At 70.7% G+C, this 20,619-nt stretch carries 20 protein-coding genes and 1 tRNA gene; 13 read left to right on the top strand and 8 right to left on the bottom strand.

Going from position 1 to position 20,619, the window contains the following annotated elements; all coding sequences use genetic code 11:
- Positions 1 to 53: 53 nt before the first annotated feature.
- Both ACQYVW_RS04985 and ACQYVW_RS04980 read right to left on the bottom strand, forming a co-directional pair.
- Positions 54 to 356, bottom strand: coding sequence for a DUF4124 domain-containing protein (locus ACQYVW_RS04985; RefSeq protein WP_434946218.1), 303 nt, complete (start codon positions 354 to 356; stop codon positions 54 to 56).
- Positions 357 to 358: 2 nt separating this feature from the next.
- Positions 359 to 754: a DUF4124 domain-containing protein gene (locus ACQYVW_RS04980; protein WP_434946217.1), complete on the bottom strand. Its 396-nt coding sequence runs from the start codon at positions 752 to 754 to the stop codon at positions 359 to 361.
- Positions 755 to 918: 164 nt separating this feature from the next.
- Here ACQYVW_RS04980 and pssA point away from each other — a divergent pair, with 164 nt between their 5' ends.
- The 3 genes from pssA to rimI are packed head-to-tail and all read left to right on the top strand — an operon-like array spanning position 919 to position 2,518.
- Positions 919 to 1,692: a CDP-diacylglycerol--serine O-phosphatidyltransferase gene (pssA, locus tag ACQYVW_RS04975; protein WP_434937018.1), complete on the top strand. Its 774-nt coding sequence runs from the start codon at positions 919 to 921 to the stop codon at positions 1,690 to 1,692.
- Positions 1,689 to 2,015, top strand: a complete 327-nt coding sequence (locus tag ACQYVW_RS04970; RefSeq protein WP_434946216.1) for a hypothetical protein — start codon at positions 1,689 to 1,691, stop codon at positions 2,013 to 2,015. Before pssA ends, ACQYVW_RS04970 begins: the two co-directional genes overlap by 4 nt.
- Entirely contained in the window at positions 2,012 to 2,518 is a 507-nt protein-coding gene (gene rimI / locus ACQYVW_RS04965; RefSeq protein ID WP_434934393.1) for a ribosomal protein S18-alanine N-acetyltransferase, read from the top strand. Before ACQYVW_RS04970 ends, rimI begins: the two co-directional genes overlap by 4 nt.
- A 55-nt stretch (positions 2,519 to 2,573) precedes the next feature.
- Here the strand turns inward: rimI and ACQYVW_RS04960 are convergent, their stop codons facing one another.
- The 3 genes from ACQYVW_RS04960 to ACQYVW_RS04950 form a co-directional block, all read right to left on the bottom strand.
- Positions 2,574 to 5,522, bottom strand: coding sequence for a valine--tRNA ligase (locus tag ACQYVW_RS04960; RefSeq protein WP_434934392.1), 2,949 nt, complete (start codon positions 5,520 to 5,522; stop codon positions 2,574 to 2,576).
- 109 nt (positions 5,523 to 5,631) lie between these two features.
- Positions 5,632 to 6,057 (bottom strand): DNA polymerase III subunit chi, encoded by a 426-nt coding sequence (locus tag ACQYVW_RS04955; RefSeq protein WP_434934391.1) that lies wholly within the window; start codon positions 6,055 to 6,057, stop codon positions 5,632 to 5,634.
- Positions 6,058 to 6,168: 111 nt separating this feature from the next.
- The gene (locus ACQYVW_RS04950) at positions 6,169 to 7,656 is read right to left on the bottom strand and encodes a leucyl aminopeptidase (protein ID WP_434934390.1); all 1,488 of its coding nucleotides are present in this window, start codon (positions 7,654 to 7,656) and stop codon (positions 6,169 to 6,171) included.
- A gap of 131 nt (positions 7,657 to 7,787) precedes the next feature.
- Here ACQYVW_RS04950 and lptF point away from each other — a divergent pair, with 131 nt between their 5' ends.
- Together lptF and lptG are read left to right on the top strand one after the other, a co-directional pair.
- Complete coding sequence (gene lptF, locus ACQYVW_RS04945) at positions 7,788 to 8,885, top strand: LPS export ABC transporter permease LptF (RefSeq protein WP_434934389.1); 1,098 nt, start codon at positions 7,788 to 7,790, stop codon at positions 8,883 to 8,885.
- Positions 8,882 to 9,994, top strand: coding sequence for an LPS export ABC transporter permease LptG (gene lptG, locus ACQYVW_RS04940; RefSeq protein ID WP_434946215.1), 1,113 nt, complete (start codon positions 8,882 to 8,884; stop codon positions 9,992 to 9,994). Before lptF ends, lptG begins: the two co-directional genes overlap by 4 nt.
- A 593-nt stretch (positions 9,995 to 10,587) precedes the next feature.
- Here lptG and ACQYVW_RS04935 read toward each other — a convergent pair.
- Positions 10,588 to 11,064 carry an RDD family protein gene (locus tag ACQYVW_RS04935; protein WP_434934387.1) on the bottom strand — a complete coding sequence of 159 codons (477 nt, stop codon included), beginning with the start codon at positions 11,062 to 11,064 and terminating at the stop codon, positions 10,588 to 10,590.
- Between the two features lie 44 nt (positions 11,065 to 11,108).
- On the opposite strand from ACQYVW_RS04935, the gene xerD reads away from it, so the two are divergent.
- Both xerD and ACQYVW_RS04925 read left to right on the top strand, forming a co-directional pair.
- Positions 11,109 to 12,062, top strand: coding sequence for a site-specific tyrosine recombinase XerD (gene xerD / locus ACQYVW_RS04930; protein ID WP_434934386.1), 954 nt, complete (start codon positions 11,109 to 11,111; stop codon positions 12,060 to 12,062).
- A gap of 261 nt (positions 12,063 to 12,323) precedes the next feature.
- Positions 12,324 to 14,789: a glycoside hydrolase family 9 protein gene (locus ACQYVW_RS04925; protein ID WP_434946214.1), complete on the top strand. Its 2,466-nt coding sequence runs from the start codon at positions 12,324 to 12,326 to the stop codon at positions 14,787 to 14,789.
- Positions 14,790 to 15,254: 465 nt separating this feature from the next.
- Here the strand turns inward: ACQYVW_RS04925 and ACQYVW_RS04920 are convergent.
- Positions 15,255 to 15,345 (bottom strand) — tRNA-Ser (locus ACQYVW_RS04920).
- A 123-nt stretch (positions 15,346 to 15,468) separates the two neighbouring features.
- Here ACQYVW_RS04920 and ACQYVW_RS04915 point away from each other — a divergent pair.
- On the top strand, positions 15,469 to 15,876 hold the full coding sequence (locus tag ACQYVW_RS04915) for a DUF6165 family protein (protein ID WP_434934384.1): 408 nt from the start codon (positions 15,469 to 15,471) through the stop codon (positions 15,874 to 15,876).
- 213 nt (positions 15,877 to 16,089) lie between these two features.
- Here ACQYVW_RS04915 and ACQYVW_RS04910 read toward each other — a convergent pair whose 3' ends face one another.
- Positions 16,090 to 17,142 carry a glycosyltransferase family 9 protein gene (locus ACQYVW_RS04910; protein ID WP_434946213.1) on the bottom strand — a complete coding sequence of 351 codons (1,053 nt, stop codon included), beginning with the start codon at positions 17,140 to 17,142 and terminating at the stop codon, positions 16,090 to 16,092.
- A 19-nt stretch (positions 17,143 to 17,161) separates the two neighbouring features.
- Between ACQYVW_RS04910 and ACQYVW_RS04905 the strand changes: the two genes are divergently transcribed.
- Genes ACQYVW_RS04905 through ACQYVW_RS04885 form a run of 5 tightly spaced genes read left to right on the top strand, consistent with a single transcriptional unit; the run spans position 17,162 to position 20,525 of the window.
- Positions 17,162 to 17,920, top strand: coding sequence for a 3-deoxy-D-manno-octulosonic acid kinase (locus tag ACQYVW_RS04905; RefSeq protein ID WP_434934382.1), 759 nt, complete (start codon positions 17,162 to 17,164; stop codon positions 17,918 to 17,920).
- Between the two features lie 58 nt (positions 17,921 to 17,978).
- Positions 17,979 to 18,737: an MBL fold metallo-hydrolase gene (locus ACQYVW_RS04900; protein WP_434946212.1), complete on the top strand. Its 759-nt coding sequence runs from the start codon at positions 17,979 to 17,981 to the stop codon at positions 18,735 to 18,737.
- On the top strand, positions 18,734 to 19,756 hold the full coding sequence (moaA, locus tag ACQYVW_RS04895) for a GTP 3',8-cyclase MoaA (protein ID WP_434934380.1): 1,023 nt from the start codon (positions 18,734 to 18,736) through the stop codon (positions 19,754 to 19,756). Before ACQYVW_RS04900 ends, moaA begins: the two co-directional genes overlap by 4 nt.
- Positions 19,757 to 19,794: 38 nt before the next feature.
- On the top strand, positions 19,795 to 20,283 hold the full coding sequence (gene moaC, locus ACQYVW_RS04890; protein ID WP_434934379.1) for a cyclic pyranopterin monophosphate synthase MoaC: 489 nt from the start codon (positions 19,795 to 19,797) through the stop codon (positions 20,281 to 20,283).
- Positions 20,283 to 20,525, top strand: a complete 243-nt coding sequence (locus tag ACQYVW_RS04885; RefSeq protein ID WP_434934378.1) for a MoaD/ThiS family protein — start codon at positions 20,283 to 20,285, stop codon at positions 20,523 to 20,525. Before moaC ends, ACQYVW_RS04885 begins: the two co-directional genes overlap by 1 nt.
- Positions 20,526 to 20,619: the final 94 nt, after the last annotated feature.

The following is a 20,619-nucleotide window of genomic DNA, read 5'->3' as shown; positions in this document are numbered from 1 at the left end:
ACGGCGGGACGCGCATTCTGCCATGCGTGCCCCGCAGGTTCCGGAGGGAGCGCTCAGGGCGCGGCGTCGGATGCCGGATCCGGATCGATGAGGTTGCGCCGTTCCAGCGCGGCCACGTCCACGACCGTGTACTCGCGATCCCTGGGCGGCACGTCGGTGATCTGGACGATGCCCGCCGCATCGCGCCAGCGGTACAGGGCCGGGCCTGGGGGCCGGTCGCCAGCGGCAGCCTTGCCGGCGGGGGGCGAGTTTGCGCCGGCAGCCGGTGCCGCGGCGTCGGGCGCATCGCGCGCCAGCCACCAGGTCAGCGCGACCGCACCCGCGAGGCCTGCGACGATGGCCCAGGCCAGGCGCATGCTCAGGTCGCCGGCACGCCGGTTCCCGCGCAATAGGCCTTGACCGCGGCATTGGCCAGTTCCAGCTGGCTGGCGCGCTCGGCATCGTTCAGTGCGCGGCCCGGCTGCCCATCGCTGCCCGCTTCGTGGACCGGGCTGCCGCTGCCCAGCGCGGCGACATTGGCCTTGGCCACGGTGCACCTGGGATCCTCGGCGGCGGCCTGGCTCACCACCGGCTGCGCGCTGCCGGCCCGATCGCCGCTGAGCACGCGCTGCTGGTAGCTACCCTTCGGAGGCGGGGTCTGCGAATAGTGGGTGACGCCGTTGGCATCCTTCCACTGGTAGACCTCGCCGCCCTGCGCGGCGGATGCGGCCAGCAGGCCGGCGGCGGCGAGCGCCAGGATCGGAAGGCGTTGCATCGACGGGCTCCTGGGGACGCGGGTGTCCAGCGCGGATTGCAGCATCGCGCAGCCCCCCGCGCAAGCACGGGACGGTGGAAACGTGAACCCCACGGCAGGGGGCCGGGGCCACGGCCGGCCCCGCGTGCCGGCGACCTCGCGCCGTCTGGCGCTACACTGCCGCGATGGATCATCAGACCCCAGCGCCGCCGCGTGGCCGCGGCATCTACCTGCTGCCCAACCTGTTCACCACCGGCGGTCTGTTCGGGGGCTTCTTCGCCATCATCGCCGCCTCGCAAGGGCGCTTCGGCGCGGCCTGCATCGCCATCTTCGTGGCCGCCATCCTCGACGGCATCGATGGTCGCGTGGCACGCATGACCAATACCCAGAGCGAGTTCGGCGTGCAGTACGACTCGCTGGCCGACCTGATCAGCTTCGGCATGGCGCCGGCGCTGGTGATGTACCACTGGGCGCTGATGTCGATGAAGCTCGATGGCCCGACCCTGGGCAAGATCGGCTGGCTGGCCGCCTTCCTGTACGCGGCCTGCGCGGCGCTGCGGCTGGCGCGTTTCAACAGCCAGGTCGGAACGGCGGACCGGCGCTGGTTCATCGGGCTGGCCAGCCCCGCCGCCGCCGGGCTGATGGCCAGCTTCGTGTGGACCTGCGACGAGCTGGGCTTCGTCGGCGAGGAACTGCGCTACGCGGCGCTGGCGGTGACGGTGATCGCCGGGCTGCTGATGGTCAGCCGGCTGCGCTACAACAGCTTCAAGGGCAGCGGTACCGGACCCAAGGCCGAGCGGGTGCCGTTCGTGGCGTTGCCGATCGCGGTGGGCGTGCTGATCGCGTTGTGGGTCGATCCGCCCAAGACCCTGCTCATCGCGGCGTCGCTGTATGCGCTGTCCGGGCCGGTGCTCTGGTTCTGGCGCCGCCACGAAGGCGCACGCGCGGAGCCGACGTGAGCTGGGATCCGTTCCAGCGCGACGCCCTGGAGGCCATGGGCCTGCGGCTGTACGAGGTGCATGGCGCCAGCGTGGCGCAGGACCCGGCGCCGGTTCCCGTCGAACCGGTCGCGGCTAACGACACGTCCCATGTCCCGGCCAGCGTAGGCATGGCCGACGGCGCGCTGCTGCGCGCGCTGCTGCGCGCCTGCGGCCGGGGCGCGGACGATGCCGCCGCGCTGGCGCTGTGCCGCGGACTGCTGGCCGGTGGCCTTCCCGACGCCGCAGCGCGTCGTGCGCTGTGGCCCCGGCTGCGCGCACTGCGGACGCGTCCTGCGCGATGAACGCGCGCGCCATCGACGCAGATCAAGCCCGCGCCTCGCTGCGGCCGATGCGCGATGACGACCTGGACGCGGTGATGCGGATCGAGGTGCGCGCCTATCCGTTTCCGTGGACCGCCGGCATCTTCCGCGACTGCCTGCGCGCCGGCTATCCGGCCTGGGTGCTGGTGCAGGACGCCCGCATCCTCGGCTACGGGGTGCTGAGCGTGGCGGCGGGCGAGGCCCACGTACTCAACGTGTGCATCGATCCGGACGACCAGGGCCAGGGCCACGGTCGCCGGCTGCTGCGCGCGCTCGTGCGCGCGGCACGCGGGCAGGGCGCGCAGCGGGTGTTCCTGGAGGTGCGGCCGTCCAACCCGAATGCGATCGCGCTCTACCACGACGAGGGGTTCAACGAGATCGGGCGCCGGCCGCGCTACTACCCCGCGCACGACGGGCGCGAGGATGCGATCGTGATGGCGCGCGAACTGGTCGCCGACGACATCAGCACGATGCCGCCGCTGTAGGCGGGCGGCATCGCGCCATCGTCCCGGTCGCGCCCGCGAGGCGCCGGACGCCTGGTCAGGCGAGACGCGCGCGCTGCTGGGCCAGGGCCTCGTGCTGTGCGGTCCAGTCGGACAGGCGCTGGCGCTCTTGCTCGACCACCGCCGCGGGCACCTTGTCGCTGAACTTCGCCAGCTTGGCCGCGCTCTTGTCCTTCTCGGACGACACCCGGGCCAGCTCCTTGTCCAGGCGCGCGCGCTCGGCGTCCAGGTCCACCAGGCCTTCCAGCGGCACGAACAGCCGCAGCTCGCCGACCAGCCCACCAGCCGCGGGCGGCGGTTCGCCATCGATGGCCTCGATGCGCTCGAGCTTGTTGAGGAAGCGCAGCTGCGCATCGAAACGCTGCAGGCGCGCGCGGTCGTCGGTGCTCCCGTCGCGGACCAGCAGCGGCACCTGGCGCGAAGGCGACACGCCCAGCTCGCTGCGGATCCGGCGCAGCGCGGTAACCATCGCCTTGAGCCATTCGACGTCGGCCTCGGCCCGGGCGAAGTCGCCGCTGAAATCGCCGGCCTGCGGGTAGGGCTGCAGCGAGATGGTCTCGCCCGCGATGCCCAGTCGCGGCGCAACCTGGCGCCAGAGCTCCTCGGTCACGAACGGCACCAGCGGATGCAGCAGGCGCAGCACCGCCTCGAGCACGGCCAGCAGGGTGCGACGGGTGCTGTCGGCGGCGGCCGCGTCGTCGCCCTGCAGCGCGGGCTTGGCCAGCTCCACGAACCAGTCGCAGTACTCGTTCCAGGCGAATTCGTACAGCGTCTGCGCGAGCAGGTCGAAGCGATAGCTGGCGAAATGCGCCTGCGCTTCGGCCGCGGTGCTGGCGAGGCGCGAGAGGATCCATCGCTCCGCGTCGGTCGCGGGCGCATGCGCGCCACCGGCGGCATCGAAGCCTTCGGTGTTCATCAGCACGAAGCGGGTGGCATTCCACAGCTTGTTGCAGAAGTTCTTGTAGCCCTCGGCGCGGCCCAGGTCGAACTTGATGTCGCGGCCGGGTCCCGCCAGCGCCGCCATGGTGAATCGCAGCGGGTCGGCCCCGTGCGGCGCGATGCCGTCGGGGAATTCCTTGCGCGTGGCCTTCTCGATCCTGGGCGCGTCGGTGGGCTTCATCAGCCCGCTGGTGCGCTTGGCGACCAGGGCGTCGGCGCTGATGCCGTCGATGATGTCGAGCGGGTCGAGCACGTTGCCCTTGGACTTGGACATCTTCTGCCCGTCCTTGTCGCGCACCAGGCCGGTGATGTACACGTCGTCGAAGGCGACCTTGCCGGTCAGCGCGTCGGTCATCATGACCATGCGCGCGACCCAGAAGAAGATGATGTCGAAGCCGGTGACCAGCACGCTGGTGGGCAGGAAGTCGTCGAAGCCGCGCTCGCGCATGGCGGCTTCGTCCGGCCAGCCCAGGGTGCTGAAGGGCCACAGCGCGGACGAGAACCAGGTCTCGAGCACGTCGCTGTCCTGGCGCAGCGCGACGTCGTCGCCGATGCCGCCGCGCGCGCGCGCCTCGGCCTCGTCGCGGCCCACGTAGACGTTGCCGGCCTCGTCGAACCAGGCGGGAATGCGGTGGCCCCACCAGAGCTGGCGGCTGATCGTCCAGTCCTGGATGTTCTCCATCCAGTGGCGATAGGTATTGATCCAGTTCGGCGGCACGAACTTCACGCTGCCGTTCTCGACCAGCTCCATGCCGCGACGGCCCATCTGGTCCATCGCCACGAACCACTGGTCGGTCAGGAAGGGCTCGATCACCTGGCCGCTGCGGTCGCCGAAGGGCTGCATGATCGGCTTGGCGTCCACGACCGGCTGGCCTTCGGCGTCGACCACCGCCAGGCCCTCGGCGGTGATCGCCTCGACCACGCGGCGGCGCGCCTCGTAGCGGTCGAGTCCGCGCAGTTCCTCGGGCACCAGGTTGATCGCCCCGACATCGTCCGGGCCGCGCTCGCCGCGGGCGATCGCGCCGGCGATGGCCGCGCTTTCGGCATAGGACAGGCCGTCGCTGCGCATGCGCGCCGAGCCGTCCATCAGCGCGTACAGCGGCAACTGGTTGCGCTGCGCCACGCCATAGTCGTTGAAGTCGTGCGCGCCGGTGATCTTCACCGCGCCCGAGCCGAAATCCGGGTCCGGGTACTCGTCGGTGATGATCGGGATCAGGCGCCGGTGCTCCTTCGGCCCGACCGGGATCTCGCACAGCTTGCCCACGATCGGCGCATAGCGCGCATCGGACGGGTGCACCGCCACCGCACCGTCGCCGAGCATGGTTTCCGGGCGGGTGGTGGCGATGGCGATGTAGTCGCGGGTTTCGCGCAGGGTGATGTTGCCGTCGGCGTCGCGCTCGACGTATTCGTAGGTTTCGCCGCCGGCCAGCGGGTACCTGAAGTGCCACATGTGGCCGGGCACCTCGCGGTTCTCCACCTCCAGGTCGGAGATCGCGGTGTTGAGCACCGGATCCCAGTTCACCAGCCGCTTGCCGCGATAGATCAGGCCCTGCTCGTGCAGGCGCACGAATGCTTCGATCACCGCCCTGGACGGCATCTCGTCCATGGTGAACACGCTGCGCGACCAGTCGCCGGAGGTGCCCATGCGGCGCATCTGCCGCTCGATGGTGTCGCCCGAGTGCTGCTTCCACTCCCAGACCTTGGCGATGAAGCCTTCGCGTCCGAGCGAGTCGCGGGTCTCGCCGGTGCCGGCGATGGCGAGGTTGCGGCTGACCACCATCTCGGTGGCGATGCCGGCATGGTCGGTGCCCATCTGCCACAGCGTGCGGTAACCGCGCATGCGGTGGTAGCGCGCCAGCGCGTCCTGCAGCGTGTGCTGGAAGGCGTGGCCCATGTGCAGGGTGCCGGTGACGTTGGGCGGCGGCAGCAGGATGGTGTAGGCCGGACCGTCGCCGCGCGGCGCGAATACCCCGCTGGCCTCCCATTCCGCGTAGAGGCGGGATTCGAAGTTGCCGGGGTTGTAGCTGGGAGCGAGTTGGTCGGTCATGGCGTCTGGCTGGTCGTTCCGAACGAGGCGGGACATCCGCCCGACGGCGGCCACCTCGCCGCGTCTGGAGTGTCGGGGAGCGCGGGCGCGGCGGTGTCCCTGCGCGCGGTTACATGTCGTACTTGTTGAGCTGCAGTCCCTGTGCCTTGTAGTGCTTCCAGCGCTCGCGCAGCGGGGCGCGCGCCGATTCGTCGGCAGGCACCACCTCCAGCACGCGCTCGAAGCCCCCGCCCACCGGCGCGTCGCGCAGGTTGATCACCAGCGGCCGCATCGGCGGGTCGGCCTGAGGATCGGCGATGAGCACGGGCGTCACCTCGTCCTCCTCGTCGCGACCGGCGATCTGGTGGGGAATGTACTCGTCCTCGCCCATGTCCCAGAGCAGGTCGTCGAGTTCCTCGGCCTGCGCGCTGTCGCGCGCCAGCACCAGGACCCACAGGTCCGCCGCGTAGGCCTTGCGCACCAGCTCGCAGACCAGCCGCAGCGGCTGCTCGCGGAAACGCGGCTTGGCGATCAGGTAGAAGTCGGCGCGTGGCATGAGAGCCGGGAATCGGGAGTCGGGAACGGGGAATCGGAAAAGCCGCGGGCCTCGACCCGGAAACTGCTCGCCGGTGACCGGGCGGTTCTCACCGCTCCCGAATCCCGATGCTCAATTCCCGGTCGCGCCACTGGCGCGATCCAGCAGCCACTGGCTCAGCAGGCCCACCGGACGACCGGTGGCCATGCCCATCTTGCCGTCGCCGCTGGCGCTGCCGGCGATGTCCAGGTGCGCCCAGCGCTGGCCTTCCGTGAAGCGCGACAGGAAGCAGCCGGCCGTGATCGCGCCGCCCCAGCGCCCGCCGATGTTGTAGACGTCGGCGAAGTTGGAGTCGAGCAGGGTCTGGTATTCGTCCCACAGCGGCAGGCGCCAGGCGCGGTCGAAGACTTCCTCGCCGGCATCCAGCAGTTCCGCCGACAGGTCGTCGTGCTTGCTCATCAGGCCCGAGGCGTAGCGGCCCAGCGCCACCATGCAGGCGCCGGTGAGCGTGGCCACGTCGATCAGTGCCTGCGGCTTGAAGCGCTCGGCATAGGTCAGCGCGTCGCACAGGATCAGGCGGCCCTCGGCGTCGGTATTGCCCACCTCGATGGTCTTGCCGGCCATGCTGGTGATCACGTCGGAGGGCCGGTAGCTGTTGCCGTCGATCGCGTTCTCGACCGCCGGCACGACCACCACCAGGTTGACCGGCAACTGCATGCCGACCGCGGCGACGAAGGTGCCCATCACGCCGGCCGCGCCGCACATGTCGAACTTCATCTCCTCGATGCCGCCCTGCGTCTTGAGGTTGACGCCGCCGGTGTCGAAGGTGATGCCCTTGCCGACCAGCACGTAGGGCGCGCTGTCGCCGCCGTTGTTCCACTTCAGCACCACCAGACGCGGACGGTTGGCCGAACCGCGCGCAACCGCGAGCAGGGCGCCCATGCCCAGCTGTTCCATCTGCGCCTCGTCCAGGACCTCGGCCTCGGCCTTGTCGAAGCGGGCGGCAAAGGCCTGCGCCTGCTCGGCGACATAGGCCGGATTGCAGATGTTGGGCGGCAGGTTGCCCAGCTCGCGCGCGAACTTCACGCCCGCCGCGATCGCCTTGCCCTGCGCCAGCGCCGTCTCGTCCGTGCCCTGCAGCGACAGCGCCTCCAGGCCGGCTTCGCTGCGCTTCTTGTTCTTCGCACCCAGGGTGGTGGTGTACCGATAGGCTGCATGGTCCGCGGCGATCACCGCCTGGCGGATGTTCCAGGCCGCGTCGCGGTCCTTCACCTCGAGCTCGGTCAGGGTGAACAGGGCCGACTTCACCGGCCCGGTGCGCAGCGCGCGGACGGCGTCGGCCACCGCCTTGAGGTACTGTGCCACCCCGAACTTGCTCTTATCGCCCAGGCCGATCAGCAGCACGCGCGGCGCGGCCACGCCCGGCAGGTCGTGCACCACCAGGCTGCGCCCCGTGGCCCCCGAGATGTCGCCGCGCGAGACGAGCGCGGCCAGGCGGCCCTCGGTGTCGAGCGCCTGCGCGGCGGGGCTCAGCGAGCCGTCGGAGAACGCGCCTACCACGACGCAGTCGGTGCCGGTGGCGCCCGGAGCCGAGCGGTTCAGGGTGAATTCGAGGGTCATCAATCAGATTCCGATGGGTATTTCCGTACAATCGGCGCCCGCGCAGCAGATGGGCGCCGGAGCCGGCGTCGAATCAAGGCCGCAGTCGCAGGCCGGACGCAATGCCCTAGTCTAATCGAAGCCCCCGCCCGATGCCGAAGCTCGACAGCTACCTGTTCCGCGAATTCGCGCAGACCACGTTCGCGGCGCTGGTGGTGCTGATGATCGTCAGCCTGGGCGGCGTGTTCGCCGACGTGCTCAAGGACATCGTCGGCGGCAGGGTGCCGGCGGGGATCATGTTGACCCAGCTGGGCCTGCAGCTGCTCAACTACCTGCCGCTGATCCTTCCGCTGGGCCTGATGCTGGGTCTGCTGCTGGGGGTGGGGCGGCTGTACCGCGACAGCGAGGCGCCGGTACTGGCCTCGATCGGGGTCGGTCCGCGGCGGCTGCTGCGGCCGCTGCTCATGCTGGTGGTGCCCTTCGTGCTCATGGTCGGCGCCTGCTCGCTGTGGCTGGGACCCTGGGCACGCGGCTATTCCCAGCAGATGATCGAAGCGGGCCAGCGCACGCTGCTGGTGTCGGGCCTGGAGGCCGGGCGCTTCGTCGAACTGCCGGGCGGCGGCGGGGTGGTGTACGCCAATTCGATGTCCAGCGACGGCACCTACCTGGGGCGGGTCTTCATCTACCGCCAGGAGGATGGCCGGATGGACATCACCTCGGCCCGCACCGGGACGCTTGCCCTGGATGGCGACACGCGCTACCTGAAGCTCGACGAAGGGTTCCGGGTCGAAGGGCCCATGGACGGCGGCAAGGACTTCCGCCTGATGCGCTATGCCTCCAACGAGGTGCGCCTGCCCGACGCCGAGAGTTCCGACGCCGACGGCGATGCGGAGCTGATGTCGACCCTGGCGCTGTTGTCGGACGGCCGGCCGGAAGCGCGTGCGCAGCTGCATTTCCGGCTCGCGCCGCCGCTGCTGGCGCTGGCCTTCGCGCTGCTGGCGGTGCCGCTGGCGCGCAGTCCGCCGCGCCAGGCGCGCTGGGGCCGCATCCTGCTGGGCCTGCTGGCCTATGTGTTCGGCGTCAACCTGATGCTGCTGGGGACCAACGCGCTGGCCTCGGGCCGGCTGCCGGCTCCCCTTGGGCTGTGGTGGCTGCTGCTGCCGCTGCTGGCGCTGGGGCTGTGGATGTACTTCACCGACGGCCGGGTCCGCCGGGCGCGGCTGCCACGCATGGCAGGAGCGCCGCGATGAGGCCGTTCCCCAAGCTGCACGACCTGCTGGTCGCGCGCGTGGTCATCGGCACGGTGCTGCTGACCTGGGCGGTGCTGACCGGTCTGGACCTGGTGTTGGCCATGGTCGATGAACTGCGCAGCGTCGGCCAGGGCAGCTACGACTTCCTCAAGGCCCTCAACTACATCGCGCATACGGCGCCGCGGCGCGCTTACATGATGTTCCCGACGGCCGCGGTCATCGGCTCACTGATGGGCCTGGGCCAGCTGGCGGCCAGTTCCGAGCTGACCGCACTGCGCGCGGTGGGCGTGTCGCGCAGGCGGCTGAGCGTGTCGGTCGCGCTGCCGCTGCTGCTGCTCACCGGGCTGATGATGGTCAATGCCGAGACCGTGGCGCCGTGGGCGCAGCGCAGCGCGGACATGATGAAATCCGCGGCGCGGTCCAACGACATGATCGTGGCCCAGTACTCGGGCCTGTGGGCGCGCGAAGGCGACATCTTCCTCAACGCGCAGTCCGGCCGCGAGCGTGCCGAGGGCGACGAGCAGTGGCTGGAGCTGGACGATGTGCGGCTGTTCGAGTTCGACGAGAACGGCCGGCTGGCGTCGGTGGCGCGCGCGCGCCTGGCCGAGCATCGCAGCGACAGCGGCTGGCTGTTGCGCGACGTCCAGCGCACCTGGTTCGAGGAGCGCGCCGTCACCCAGACCGAAGCCGCCGAGGAGCATTGGGAGTCCAACCTCGACTCGGCGACGCTGGCGGCCAATGCCGGCAACATCTGGCGGCCGCGTTACATGTCGGCAGCCGAGCTGCGCCAGGGGATCGACTACCGCAAGCGCAACCAGCTCGACGCCAGCGAGTTCGAGGAACACTACTGGGGCCACTGGTTCTATCCGCTCAACGTGCTGGCGCTGTGCCTGGCGGCGATCCCCTTCGCCTTCGGCAGCCTGCGCAGCGGCGGCCTGGGGCGGCGCCTGTTCGTCGGCGTGGTCTTCGCCCTCGGCTTCTGGTTGTTGCAGACCCAGGTCGTGAAGCTGGCGGCGGTCTACCAGTTCGATTACCGCATCGCCTACCTCGTGCCGCCGCTGATCATGCTGGCCGTCTCCTGGTTCCTCTTCCGCCGACGGAGTGGGTGAGGAGCGGGCGCTTGCGAGGCACTGCCTCGCGCCCGCTCCGAACGCCCGGCGCGCTGCGCCGGGCCGGATGAGGAGGAGAATCGCCTGCGAGGCACTGCCTCGCGCCCGCTCCGAACGCCCGGCGCGCTGCGCCGGGCCGGATGAGGAGGAGAATCGCCTGCGAGGCACTGCCTCGCGCCCGCTCCGAACGCCCGGCGCGCTGCGCCGGGCCGGATGAGGAGGAGAATCGCCTGCGAGGCACTGCCTCGCGCCCGCTCCGAACGCCCGGCGCGCTGCGCCGGGCCGGATGAGGAGGAGGAAGCGCCTGCGAAACACTGCCTCGCGCCCGCTCCGAACGCCCGGCGCGCTGCGCCGGGCCGGATAAGGAGGAGGAAGCGTCTGCGAGGTACTGCCTCGCGCCCGCTCCGAACGCCCGGCGCGCTGCGCCGGGCCGGATGAGGAGGAGGAGGCGCCCGCGAGACTGCCTCGGGCCCGCTCCGAACGCCCGGCGCGCTGCACCGGACGGATGCCCCCCATCACCTCGGCCCCAGCGACAGTCCGCTGTCGGCACCAGCGCGCAGGTCAGTCCCGGTCGCCTGCGGGACCAGGCAGGCTCAGGCCGCCTTGGCCGCCCTCACCATCCGTGTGCGCGCCGCCCGGTCGTGCCAGGTCTGCCGGTCGCGATCGAACCAGGCCCACCAGAACCCCAGCCCGCCCGCCGCCAGCGACAGGGTCGCAACCGCATAGCGCAACCACAGCCTGCGCCGGCCTGGCGCCGCGCCGTCCTGGCCGACCACCCGCAGACGCCAAGGCCGCATGCCCAGCGTCTGCCCACCGCGGGCCCAGCTGATCGTCGCGTAGAGACCGGTCGCGGCCCAGCACGCCAGCCACAGCAGCCACTGCAGCAGGCTGGACGGACCGATGTTGTGGCGGACATCGCCGCTGACGGCCACGTCCAGCAGGACGAAGGGCACCGCCACCACGATCCACAGCGAAACCGTCACGAACAGGTCGTACAGCAGCGCCAGCAAACGCCAGCCGATGAGGGCGGTGGGCGGCTGCGCCGCGCTGTCTGCGGGAGGTGTGGACATCCGCACAGGATAGCGGTTCGCGACACGTCGGCTAAGCTGCGCCGATGACCAGCACCACGCCCGCCGAGCGCCGCCAGCGCAGCCAGCAGTTGCCGCCGCTGCGCGAGGCCGACGGCGCGGCGATCGACGGATTCCTCGATGCGCTGTGGGCCGAAAGCGGTGTCGCCCGGCAGACGCTGGACGCCTACCGGCGCGATCTCGAAGGACTTGCGCGCTGGCTGGACGGCCGCGCCGGCGGCCTGGCCGCGGTCGATCGCGCCGCCTTGTTCGATTACCTGGCGGCCCGCACCCGCGAGGGCTACGCGGCGCGCAGCAACGCACGGCTGCTCACCGCGCTGCGTGCCTTCTTCGCCCATCTGCGCCGACGCGGGGTGCGCGAAGACGATCCGGTTGCGCTGATCGACCCGCCGCGGCTGCCGCGCTCGCTGCCCAAGGCGGTCGGCGAGGGCGAGATCGAGGCGCTGCTGGCCGCGCCGGATGCCACCACGCCCGACGGGCTGCGCGACCGCGCCATGCTCGAGCTGATGTACGCCTGCGGCCTGCGGGTGAGCGAACTGGTCGGCCTGCCGGCAACCGCGATCAACCTCCGCCAGGGCGTGCTGCGGGTGACCGGCAAGGGCGGGCGCGACCGGCTGGTGCCGCTCGGCGAGGAGGCGCAGCACTGGCTGGAGCGCTATCTGGCCGAGGCACGACCGCTGCTGGCGGGCAAGCGCGTCCTTCCGTCGCTGTTCCTCACCGCCGCGGGCGAACCGCCCAGCCGCCAGCAGTTCTGGTCGACGGTGAAGCGGGCGGCGGCCGTGGCCGGGATCGATCCGGACAGGATCAGCCCCCACGGCCTGCGCCACAGTTTCGCCACCCACCTGCTCAATCACGGCGCCGACCTGCGCGCCCTGCAGATGCTGCTGGGCCACAGCTCGCTCTCGACCACGCAGATCTACACCCTGGTGGCGCGCGAGAAGCTCAAACAGCTGCACGCCCGTCATCACCCGCGCGGGTGATCGCGACGGTCACCCGTCAGGGTGCGCACTGACGTGGCTGCGCCTGGCCACGCACGAGAACCCTGCGAGAGGGAGTTCCAGAGTCCTGCTTGAGTCGGTGATGGCGGTCGCCGGGGACGCATCGGGACGCACTCGACACCCAGCGTGGGCCTGCTCGGCGCCGGAATCCGATGGCAGGCACCGCGGCATGCTGCAACGCGGCGGGACCGCCGCAGACCTCGATGTTAGCGTTAACATTCTGCTCGCCGGGGGATCCACCAGATGTCGCATCCAAGTCCCGCGCGCCGCCTGGCGGCCGCCTCCATCGCCATCGCGCTCGCCTGGCCGGTGGCCGCCGTCGCCGAAGCGCCGGTGCTCAACGAGCTGGAGTATTTCCACAAGCGCGGCCTGGATGTGCTGGCCTTCAGCAATTACTACGACGGCCTGTTCAGCGACGCCAAGCATGCCGGCGTGGAGTTGATCCACCACGGGGTACGCACGGCCACCAATGGCGATGTCCGGCTGAGTCCCACGCCCGAGCAATGGGATCCGGTCGCGTTGATGGTCGACCGCAAGGTCGACACGCGCACCAGTACGGTGACCACCCGGCTGGGTTATGCCGCGCACGACTTCGAATACGACATCCGCGTCTCGCCCGCCGGCCAAGGCGTCCGGGTCCAGGTGGTATTCGACCGGCCGTTGCCGCGCGCGCTGGTGGACAAGGCGGGGTTCAACCTGGAGTTCCTGCCGTCGGCCTACTGGGGCAAGGCCTGGACGACGGACTCCGCAAGTGGCCAGCTGCCGTTGTATCCGGCCGGGCCGACCGCCAGGGGCAACGATGGTGCGCCGGTGCGCCTGCCCATGGCACGCGGGACGAGCCTGACCCTGGCGCCGGAGGATCCCGAGCGTCGCGTGACCATCCGCGCCCGCGATGGCGAGATCGGCCTGTTCGACGGTCGCAACCAGGCGCAGAACGGCTGGTACGTGGTGCGCGGCATGCTGCCGCCGGCCAAGACCGGCGTGGTGTTGGAGTGGACGATCGAGGGCAATACCGTGCCCGGCTGGACCCGGCAGACGGTGATCGGTCATTCGCAGGTCGGCTACCACCCCGCGCAGCGCAAGGTCGCCGTGCTCGAGTCCGACCGCAATGCCGGCGCTCCGGGGCCTGCCCGCCTGCTGCGCATCGATGCGGACGGCCGCGAGCACCAGGCGCACGCTGCCGACGTCCTGCGCTGGGGCCCCTATCTGCGCTACGAGTACTACACCTTCGACTTCTCGGACGTGCGCGAGCCGGGCATCTATGTCATCGAGGCCGCCGGGCAGCGCAGCAACGCCTTTCGCATCGCAGAGGACGCCTATGCCAACGCCTGGCAGCCGACCCTGGATGTGTTTTTCCCGGTGCAGATGGACCACATGTTCGTCAACGAGGCCTATCGCGTCTGGCACGGCCGCCCGCACATGGACGACGCGCGCCAGGTGGCGCCCAACAAGGCGCACTTCGACCTGTTCGGGCAGGGGCCGGACCTGGATTCGCCGTTCCAGCCGGGCGAGCACATCCCGGGGCTCAACTACGGCGGCTGGTTCGACGCGGGCGACTTCGACATCCGCACCCAGACCCATTACGCCACGGTGATGTCGCTGGTGGACACCTGGGAGCAGTTCCGGCCCGAGCGCGACGAGACTTCGATCGACCAGAAGAAGCAGCACGTCGAACTCCACCGTCCGGACGGCGTGCCGGACATGCTGCAGCAGATCGAGCACGGCACCCTGGCGCTGATCGCGCAGCATCGGGTGTTCGGGCACGCGATTCCCGGCATCGTCGAGCCCGACCTCGGCCAGTACACCCATCTGGGAGACGCCGCCAGCAAGACCGACGGCAAGGTCGACGACCCGAACGACCCCGATTCGCCCGCCGACGACCGCCTGGCGTTCACCACCAACACCACCGCCCTCAACTACGGTTCGGCCGCTGCGCTGGCCGCCGCCAGCCGCGCGCTGCGCGGCTACAACGATCCGCTCGCCGAAGAGTGCCTGGCGACGGCGAAGAAGGTGTGGGAATTCGAGCACGGGCGCGAGCCGAACCTGTTCCGCGTCGGCAACACCACCGGTGGCGACCCGGAAGACGAGGAGCTGCGTGCGGCGGTGCAGTTGCTGCTGAGCACCGGCGATGCCAGGTACGCCGCGCGCATCCAGGCGCTGTGGCCGGCGATCGACGCGCGCTTCGGTTTCAATGCCGCGCCGGCGGTGGCCGCGCTGCCGAAGATGGACGCGGCGTTCGCCGCGAAGCTGCGCGCGCGCGCCGAGGCGTTCAAGGCCGAACGCGCGCAGATGGTGGCCGAAAATCCCTACGGGGTCCTGATCACCCGAGGCGGCTGGGCCGGCAACGGCGCGGTCATCGGCATGGCCAGCACCAACTACCGTCTGCACCAGGCCTTCCCGGACCTGTTCGACATCGAGCCGACCCTGCAGGGGTTGAACTACCTCTACGGCACCCATCCCGATTCGAACATCTCGTTCGTTTCGGCGGTGGGCGCGAAGTCCAAGCAGGTGGCCTACGGCATGAACCGCGCCGACTTCAGCTTCATCGCCGGCGGCATCGTGCCGGGCGTGCTCGTGCTCAAGCCCGATTTCCCGGAGAACAAGGAGGACTGGCCGTTCTTCTGGGGCCAGAACGAGTATGTGATCAACCTCGGCGCCAGCTACATCTACCTGGTGCACGCGGCCCAGGACCTGCTGTCGCGGCCGTAGCGGCCGGCCCGGCCGGGCGCGCCCCGGCGGCCGGGATCAGCCCTGCAGCGAATTGAGCAGGGCGAACACCACCGCCAGCACCAGCGCGGCGCGCAGCAGGACGATGCCGGCGTTTTCGCCCAGCTTGCGGAACGGGAGGTCGGAGAGGTTCATGGCTGCGCTTGGCTATGGGGACCGTCGCTGCTGTTGACGGCGCCGACGAGGCAAGCAGGAGTCGTGCCTGCGGGAACTGCGACGCATACCGCGGTTTCTGGCGCAGGATCTGACGCGGGCCGGCAGTCTGTTGCAGGGGGAGCGGGCGGATCCTGCCGTCGTGGCCCGGCGGCGGGCGAGCGGCGCAGTGACGTCCCGCCGTGTCATTGCCCTCGCATCCCATCGACCCCGCCGGCCTGCCGCTCGGGCCCCACGCCCGCGCGCACCGTCCGGGAAAACGCAAAAGCCCCCTTGCGGGGGCCCTGGCGGATCTGGCGGGGAGGGGGGGATTCGAACCCCCGAGGCGCTATAAACGCCTGCCTGATTTCGAGTCAGGTACATTCAACCGCTCTGCCACCTCCCCGGAATGCGGATGTCGCGCGGTCCCGGCGCTGAACGCCGGGGGCGCAATCATACGGGGCGGGCTGCCTGCGGACAAGGCGCGCGCTAGACTGGCCGGCCCGACTTTTCCGCAGGAACCGTGCCCATGTCCGAGATTTCAGTGCCAGTGTCGTTCGGCGAGCTGCTGGACAAGATCTCGATCCTGCAGATCAAGTCCGAGCGCATGACCGACGAGGCCAAGCTGACCAACGTCCGCAACGAGCTCACTGCGCTGGAGAACACCTGGATGGCGCACCCGGCCGCCGGCAAGGACATCGCCCGCCTGCGCGCCGACCTCAAGGCCGTGAACGAGCGGCTGTGGGTGATCGAGGACGATATCCGCCTCAAGGAAAAGGCCCAAGCCTTCGACGAGGAGTTCATCCGCCTGGCGCGCAGCGTGTATTTCGAGAATGACGTGCGCGCCCGGGTGAAGAAGGAGATCAACCTCGCCCTGGGCTCGGCATACGTCGAGGAGAAGTCCTACCAGGACTACGGGACCGGCAAGGGCGCCTGAGGCGCGGCAGCGGCGAATGCCGCGACGCGGCTGCGGGACCAGCGGTCCGGCAGCTCCGACAGGTGTTTCCGGGTCGCGCCGGCGTGGCGCGATCCCGGTCTGGACGCTCGTCGTCGGCTGGGTCCAAACGTGCGGTGCAATGGTTCGCTCTGCCGGCGTGTTCGCGGCGGACCGGACCGCCCACCGCGCGTGAACGCCGTCTGGGGCGATCCCTCAGCCGTGATCCGTCCGGTAGCGCTCGAACGTGGCAATGGCATCGTCGACCGTCACCAGGTCCATGACCCCGTCGAACTCGATCTTGGTGCCCCACTTCAGCTCGGCGGCCGGCTTGCGCAGGTACCTGCGCGCCGCATCGTCGTAGCGGTCCACGCAGTAGCGCAGGTCCGAGTAGGGGCCGCTGCGGGCCGGGTTGCTGGCCGCGTGCAGGCCCAGGACCTTGGTGCCCATGGCGTTGGCGATGTGCATGGGCCCCGAATCGGGCGTCAGCACCAGCGCGGCGCGCTCGAGCAGGGCTGGCAGCTGCTTGAGCGTGTCCTTGCCCACCAGGTCGATCGCCGGAGCCGACATCGCCGCGAGGATGGCGTCGGTGGTGTCGCGCTCGAGCTGGCTGCGGCCGCCGCAGAGCACCACCCGCCAGCCCTGGGCGGCGGCATGGTCGGCGACCGCCGCGTAGCGGTCGGCGTACCAGTTGCGGCGCACGTGGCTGGAGCACGGCGAGATCAGCAGCGCCGGACGGCCGTCCTCGGGCCATTGCGCGGCGGCCCAGTCGCGGGCCTCGGCCGGAACCGGCATGTCCCAGCGCACCTGCGTCTGGCGCAAGCCCAGCGGCTCGCAGAAGCTGCCGATGGCCTCGAGCACGTGGATGCCGGGGCGGTCGGGGATGCGTTCGTTGACGAACAGGCCGTGCAGGTCCTTCGAGCGCGAACGGTCGTAGCCGACCCGGCGCCGGGCCGGGATGAAGGCCGACAGCAGGTTGGCGCGGGCCGCCACCTGCATCTGCAGCAGCGCATCGAACCGGCGCCCGCCCAGCGACCGGCGCAGCTCGCGCATCCCGGCGAGGCCGCTCCGCTTGTCGTAGACGACGAACTCCACGTCGGACAGGCCATCGAGCAGGCGCTGCTCGCCCTTGCCGATCACCCAGGTCAGCGCGACATCCGGCCACGCCGCCCGCAGGGTGGCGATCAGCGGCAGCACATGGGTCACATCGCCCAGCGCCGAGAGGCGCAGCAGGCAGATCGAACGCGGAGCGGGATGAGGTTGGGCCACGGCTTGATAGACTCGCTGGATGGTCGCGTTCGACGCCACTGAGAGCCTGACGCCCTTCCGCGATCCGCGCGGCAGCGGCGAGTATGGTGCGATTCTGTTCGACTCCACGCAGTTGCGGCAAGTGGACCCGCGCTGGTTCGACGCGGAGGAGTGGGGCATGCGCGCGCAGGCGGTCGCCGGCAGCGGCCGCGGCGGCGCCTGGTTCATCGACGCCAGCCACGGCCCCTGCGTGCTGCGCCAATACCTGCGGGGCGGGATGGCCGCCAACCTCAGTCGCGACCGCTACATCTGGCGTGGCGCCGACCAGACCCGCAGCTTCGCCGAGTTCCGGATCCTGCGCGAACTGCTGCGCCGCAAGTGCCCCGTGCCGCAGCCGGTCGCGGCCTGCTACCTGCGCAGCCGTTTCAGTTACCGCGCCTGGATCATCGTCGAGCGCCTGCGCGACGTGCGCTCGCTGGCGGACCTGGTGCGCGAATCGGTGGTCGATGCTCCCTGGGAGCAGACCGGCGTGCTGGTCGCGCGCTTCCATCGAGAAGGCCTGGACCATGCCGACCTCAACGCGCACAACGTGCTTTACGACGCCGCCGGCAAGGGCTGGCTGATCGACCTGGACCGCAGCCGGATGCACATCCCGGCCACCGCCTGGCGCGAGCGCAACCTGCAGCGCCTGCTGCGTTCGCTGCACAAGATCGCCGGCGAATCCGGCGGCGCGGCCGTCGATGCCGGCTTCGCGCGATTGCGCAAGGCCTACGACGCGCGCTGGGCGCGCGGGAACTGACCATGGCCGGGCACCCGTCCCGCAGTGGCGACGGCGCCTGCGCCGGGAACATGGCGCCATGAACTGGGCGCTGCGCTTCCACGGCGTGGGCAATGCTTCGGCCATCGAGCTGGGCTCGCCCATGGCCACGATCGAGCGGGACGGCCGGCCCTGGCTGACCATCGACTGCGGCAGCGAAGGCCTCACGGCCTTGCTGGCCCAGTACGGCGAAACGCCGCCGGCGCTGTTCATCACCCATACCCACCTCGACCATGTCGGCGGCTTCGAGCGGCTGTTCGTTTCGGAATACTTCGACCCGGCGCGTCGCGGGAAGATGCCGGTCTATGTGCCGGCCAGCGTGGTGCCGCTGCTGCACCAGCGCGTGGGTGCGTATCCCAACGTGCTGGCCGAAGGCGGCGCCAACTTCTGGGACGCGTTCCGGGTGATCCCGGTAGGCGATGCGTTCTGGCACGACGGATTGCGGCTGGAGGTATTTCCGGTGCGCCACCACTGGCCCGACACCGCGTTCGGCCTGCGCCTGCCCGGCAGCCTGGTGTGGACCGGCGACACCAGGCCGATCCCGGAACAGCTGCGCCGCCATGCCGATCGCGGCGAGCTGGTCGCGCACGACTGCGGCCTGCACGGCAATCCCTCGCACAGCGGCGTGGACGACCTGGAGCGCGAGTACGAGCCGGGCCTGCTCGCGCGCTGCGTGCTGTACCACTACGCCAGCGCGGCCGACGGCCGGGCGCTGGCCGCGCGCGGGCATCGTGTGGCGCAGCCGGGCGAGGTGTTCGCGCTGGCCGAGCCGCTGGCGTATGCGGTGGGCGGACCATGAGCGCGCAGCCCCGCCTGCCCGAGGCGCCGGCGGACCGGCTGGGGCGCCCGCTGCGCGATCTGCGCCTGTCGGTGATCGAGGCCTGCAACTTCCGCTGCGGCTACTGCATGCCGGCCGACCGGATCCCGGACGACTACGGCCTGGATGTCGCCGGGCGCCTGTCGTTCGACGAGATCGAAGTCCTGGTGCGCGCTGCGGCGGGCCTGGGCGCGACCAAGCTGCGCATCACCGGCGGGGAACCGCTGTTGCGGCGCGACCTGCCGCGGCTGATCGGGCGGCTGTCCCGCATCGACGGGCTCGACGACCTGGCGATGACCACCAACGGGTCGCTGCTCGCGCGCCACGCCGCAGCCCTGCGCGCGGCCGGCCTGCGCCGGATCACGGTCAGCCTGGACGCGCTGGATCCGCAGCTGTTCCGCAGCCTGTCCGGCGGGCGCGGCGAGATTGCCGACGTGCTCGCCGGTATCGCCGCGGCGGAGGCGGCCGGGTTCGGGCCGCTCAAGATCAACTGCGTGGTCCAGCGTGGCGTCAACGAGTCGGAGGTGCCTGCCCTGGTCGAGCACTTCCGCGGCAGCGGCCACGTGCTGCGCTTCATCGAATATATGGACGTGGGCACCTGCAATGGCTGGCAGCGCACGCGCGTGGTGCCCTCGGTCGAGCTGCGCGACCGCATCCACGTCCGCTGGCCGCTGCGCGCGCTGGATGCCAACTACCGTGGCGAAGTGGCGCAGCGCCACGCCTTCGTGGACGGGGCCGGTGAGATCGGTTTCGTCAGTTCGGTGACCGCGCCGTTCTGCGGAGATTGCCATCGCGCCCGGGTTTCGGCCGACGGGCAGTTGTACACCTGCCTGTTCTCGGCGCAGGGCCAGGACCTTCGCCCGTCGCTGGCCCTGGGCGAAGCCGCGCTGGCCGCGCGCCTGGCCGGGATCTGGTCGCAGCGCACCGACCGCTACAGCGAACTCCGCGGCAGCGGGCAGGCGCAGCGCCGGCGCGTGGAGATGTTCCTGGTGGGCGGTTGAGCGCGGACAGTTCCGGTCGCAGCGGCTAGGATGGCGCCATGGCAATCCGCAAGACCTTGACCCATCTCGACGACCAGGGCCGCCCGGCCATGGTCGACGTGTCCGGCAAGCCCGCGACCGCGCGCCAGGCGCTGGCCGAATGCCGCGTGCGCTTTCCCGCGGACGTGGCTGCGCAACTGCGCCGCTCCGGCCTGCGCAGCGCCAAGGGCGGCATCGTCGACACGGCGGTGATCGCCGGCACCATGGCGGTCAAGCGCACCCATGAGCTGATTCCCTTCTGCCATCCGCTGCCGATCGACGGCGTGCGCATCGCGATCGACTGGCACGGCGAGCGCGAGCTGCGCATCGAATGCGCGGTCAGGACCACCCATCGCACCGGGGTGGAGATGGAGGCGCTCACCGGCGCGACCGTGGCCGCATTGACTGTCTACGACATGTGCAAGGCGCTTTCGCACGCGATCGTGCTGGGGCCGGCGAAGCTGGCGGGCAAGCGCGGCGGCAAGCGCGATTTCGGGCAGGTGGGCTGATGCCGCGGGTCACGCTGCTGTATTTCGCGAGCCTGCGCGATGCCGCGGGCGCGGCGTCGGAAACCTTCGATGCGGCGCCCGGCGACCTCGCGGCGCTCTACGCCCAGGCGCGCGATTGCCACGGATTCCCGCTGCCGCTCGAGCGCCTGCGCGTCGCGGTGGATGGCGACTTCGCCCGCTGGACCGATCCGGTACGCGAAGGTTCGGAAGTGGCCTTCATTCCGCCGGTTTCGGGAGGGTGAGCATGCACGGCCGCAACGCACGCCATGGCGCCAGGGTGGCAGCAGGCCGCTCCCGGCCCCGCGGCGCCGCGGCAGGCCTGCGGCAGCGGATGCC

This window comes from Luteimonas campi (assembly GCF_051162505.1).
Classification (GTDB): domain Bacteria; phylum Pseudomonadota; class Gammaproteobacteria; order Xanthomonadales; family Xanthomonadaceae; genus Luteimonas.
Note: the sequence above shows the minus strand (reverse complement) of the source record. Positions and strands in the feature narration are given on the sequence as shown.

Excerpts from the sequence above, each read along its gene's own strand:
- ACQYVW_RS04900 (WP_434946212.1), top strand. The coding sequence starts at position 17,979 with ATGAACTGGGCGCTGCGCTTCCACGGCGTGGGCAATGCTTCGGCCATC.
- ACQYVW_RS04915 (WP_434934384.1), top strand. The coding sequence starts at position 15,469 with ATGTCCGAGATTTCAGTGCCAGTGTCGTTCGGCGAGCTGCTGGACAAG.
- ACQYVW_RS04960 (WP_434934392.1), bottom strand. The coding sequence starts at position 5,522 with ATGACCGACCAACTCGCTCCCAGCTACAACCCCGGCAACTTCGAATCC.
- pssA (WP_434937018.1), top strand. The coding sequence starts at position 919 with ATGGATCATCAGACCCCAGCGCCGCCGCGTGGCCGCGGCATCTACCTG.
- ACQYVW_RS04955 (WP_434934391.1), bottom strand. The coding sequence starts at position 6,057 with ATGCCACGCGCCGACTTCTACCTGATCGCCAAGCCGCGTTTCCGCGAG.
- ACQYVW_RS04985 (WP_434946218.1), bottom strand. The coding sequence starts at position 356 with ATGCGCCTGGCCTGGGCCATCGTCGCAGGCCTCGCGGGTGCGGTCGCG.
- ACQYVW_RS04905 (WP_434934382.1), top strand. The coding sequence starts at position 17,162 with ATGGTCGCGTTCGACGCCACTGAGAGCCTGACGCCCTTCCGCGATCCG.
- xerD (WP_434934386.1), top strand. The coding sequence starts at position 11,109 with ATGACCAGCACCACGCCCGCCGAGCGCCGCCAGCGCAGCCAGCAGTTG.
- lptG (WP_434946215.1), top strand. The coding sequence starts at position 8,882 with ATGAGGCCGTTCCCCAAGCTGCACGACCTGCTGGTCGCGCGCGTGGTC.
- lptF (WP_434934389.1), top strand. The coding sequence starts at position 7,788 with ATGCCGAAGCTCGACAGCTACCTGTTCCGCGAATTCGCGCAGACCACG.
- moaC (WP_434934379.1), top strand. The coding sequence starts at position 19,795 with ATGGCAATCCGCAAGACCTTGACCCATCTCGACGACCAGGGCCGCCCG.
- ACQYVW_RS04925 (WP_434946214.1), top strand. The coding sequence starts at position 12,324 with ATGTCGCATCCAAGTCCCGCGCGCCGCCTGGCGGCCGCCTCCATCGCC.
- ACQYVW_RS04885 (WP_434934378.1), top strand. The coding sequence starts at position 20,283 with ATGCCGCGGGTCACGCTGCTGTATTTCGCGAGCCTGCGCGATGCCGCG.
- ACQYVW_RS04950 (WP_434934390.1), bottom strand. The coding sequence starts at position 7,656 with ATGACCCTCGAATTCACCCTGAACCGCTCGGCTCCGGGCGCCACCGGC.
- rimI (WP_434934393.1), top strand. The coding sequence starts at position 2,012 with ATGAACGCGCGCGCCATCGACGCAGATCAAGCCCGCGCCTCGCTGCGG.
- moaA (WP_434934380.1), top strand. The coding sequence starts at position 18,734 with ATGAGCGCGCAGCCCCGCCTGCCCGAGGCGCCGGCGGACCGGCTGGGG.
- ACQYVW_RS04980 (WP_434946217.1), bottom strand. The coding sequence starts at position 754 with ATGCAACGCCTTCCGATCCTGGCGCTCGCCGCCGCCGGCCTGCTGGCC.
- ACQYVW_RS04935 (WP_434934387.1), bottom strand. The coding sequence starts at position 11,064 with ATGTCCACACCTCCCGCAGACAGCGCGGCGCAGCCGCCCACCGCCCTC.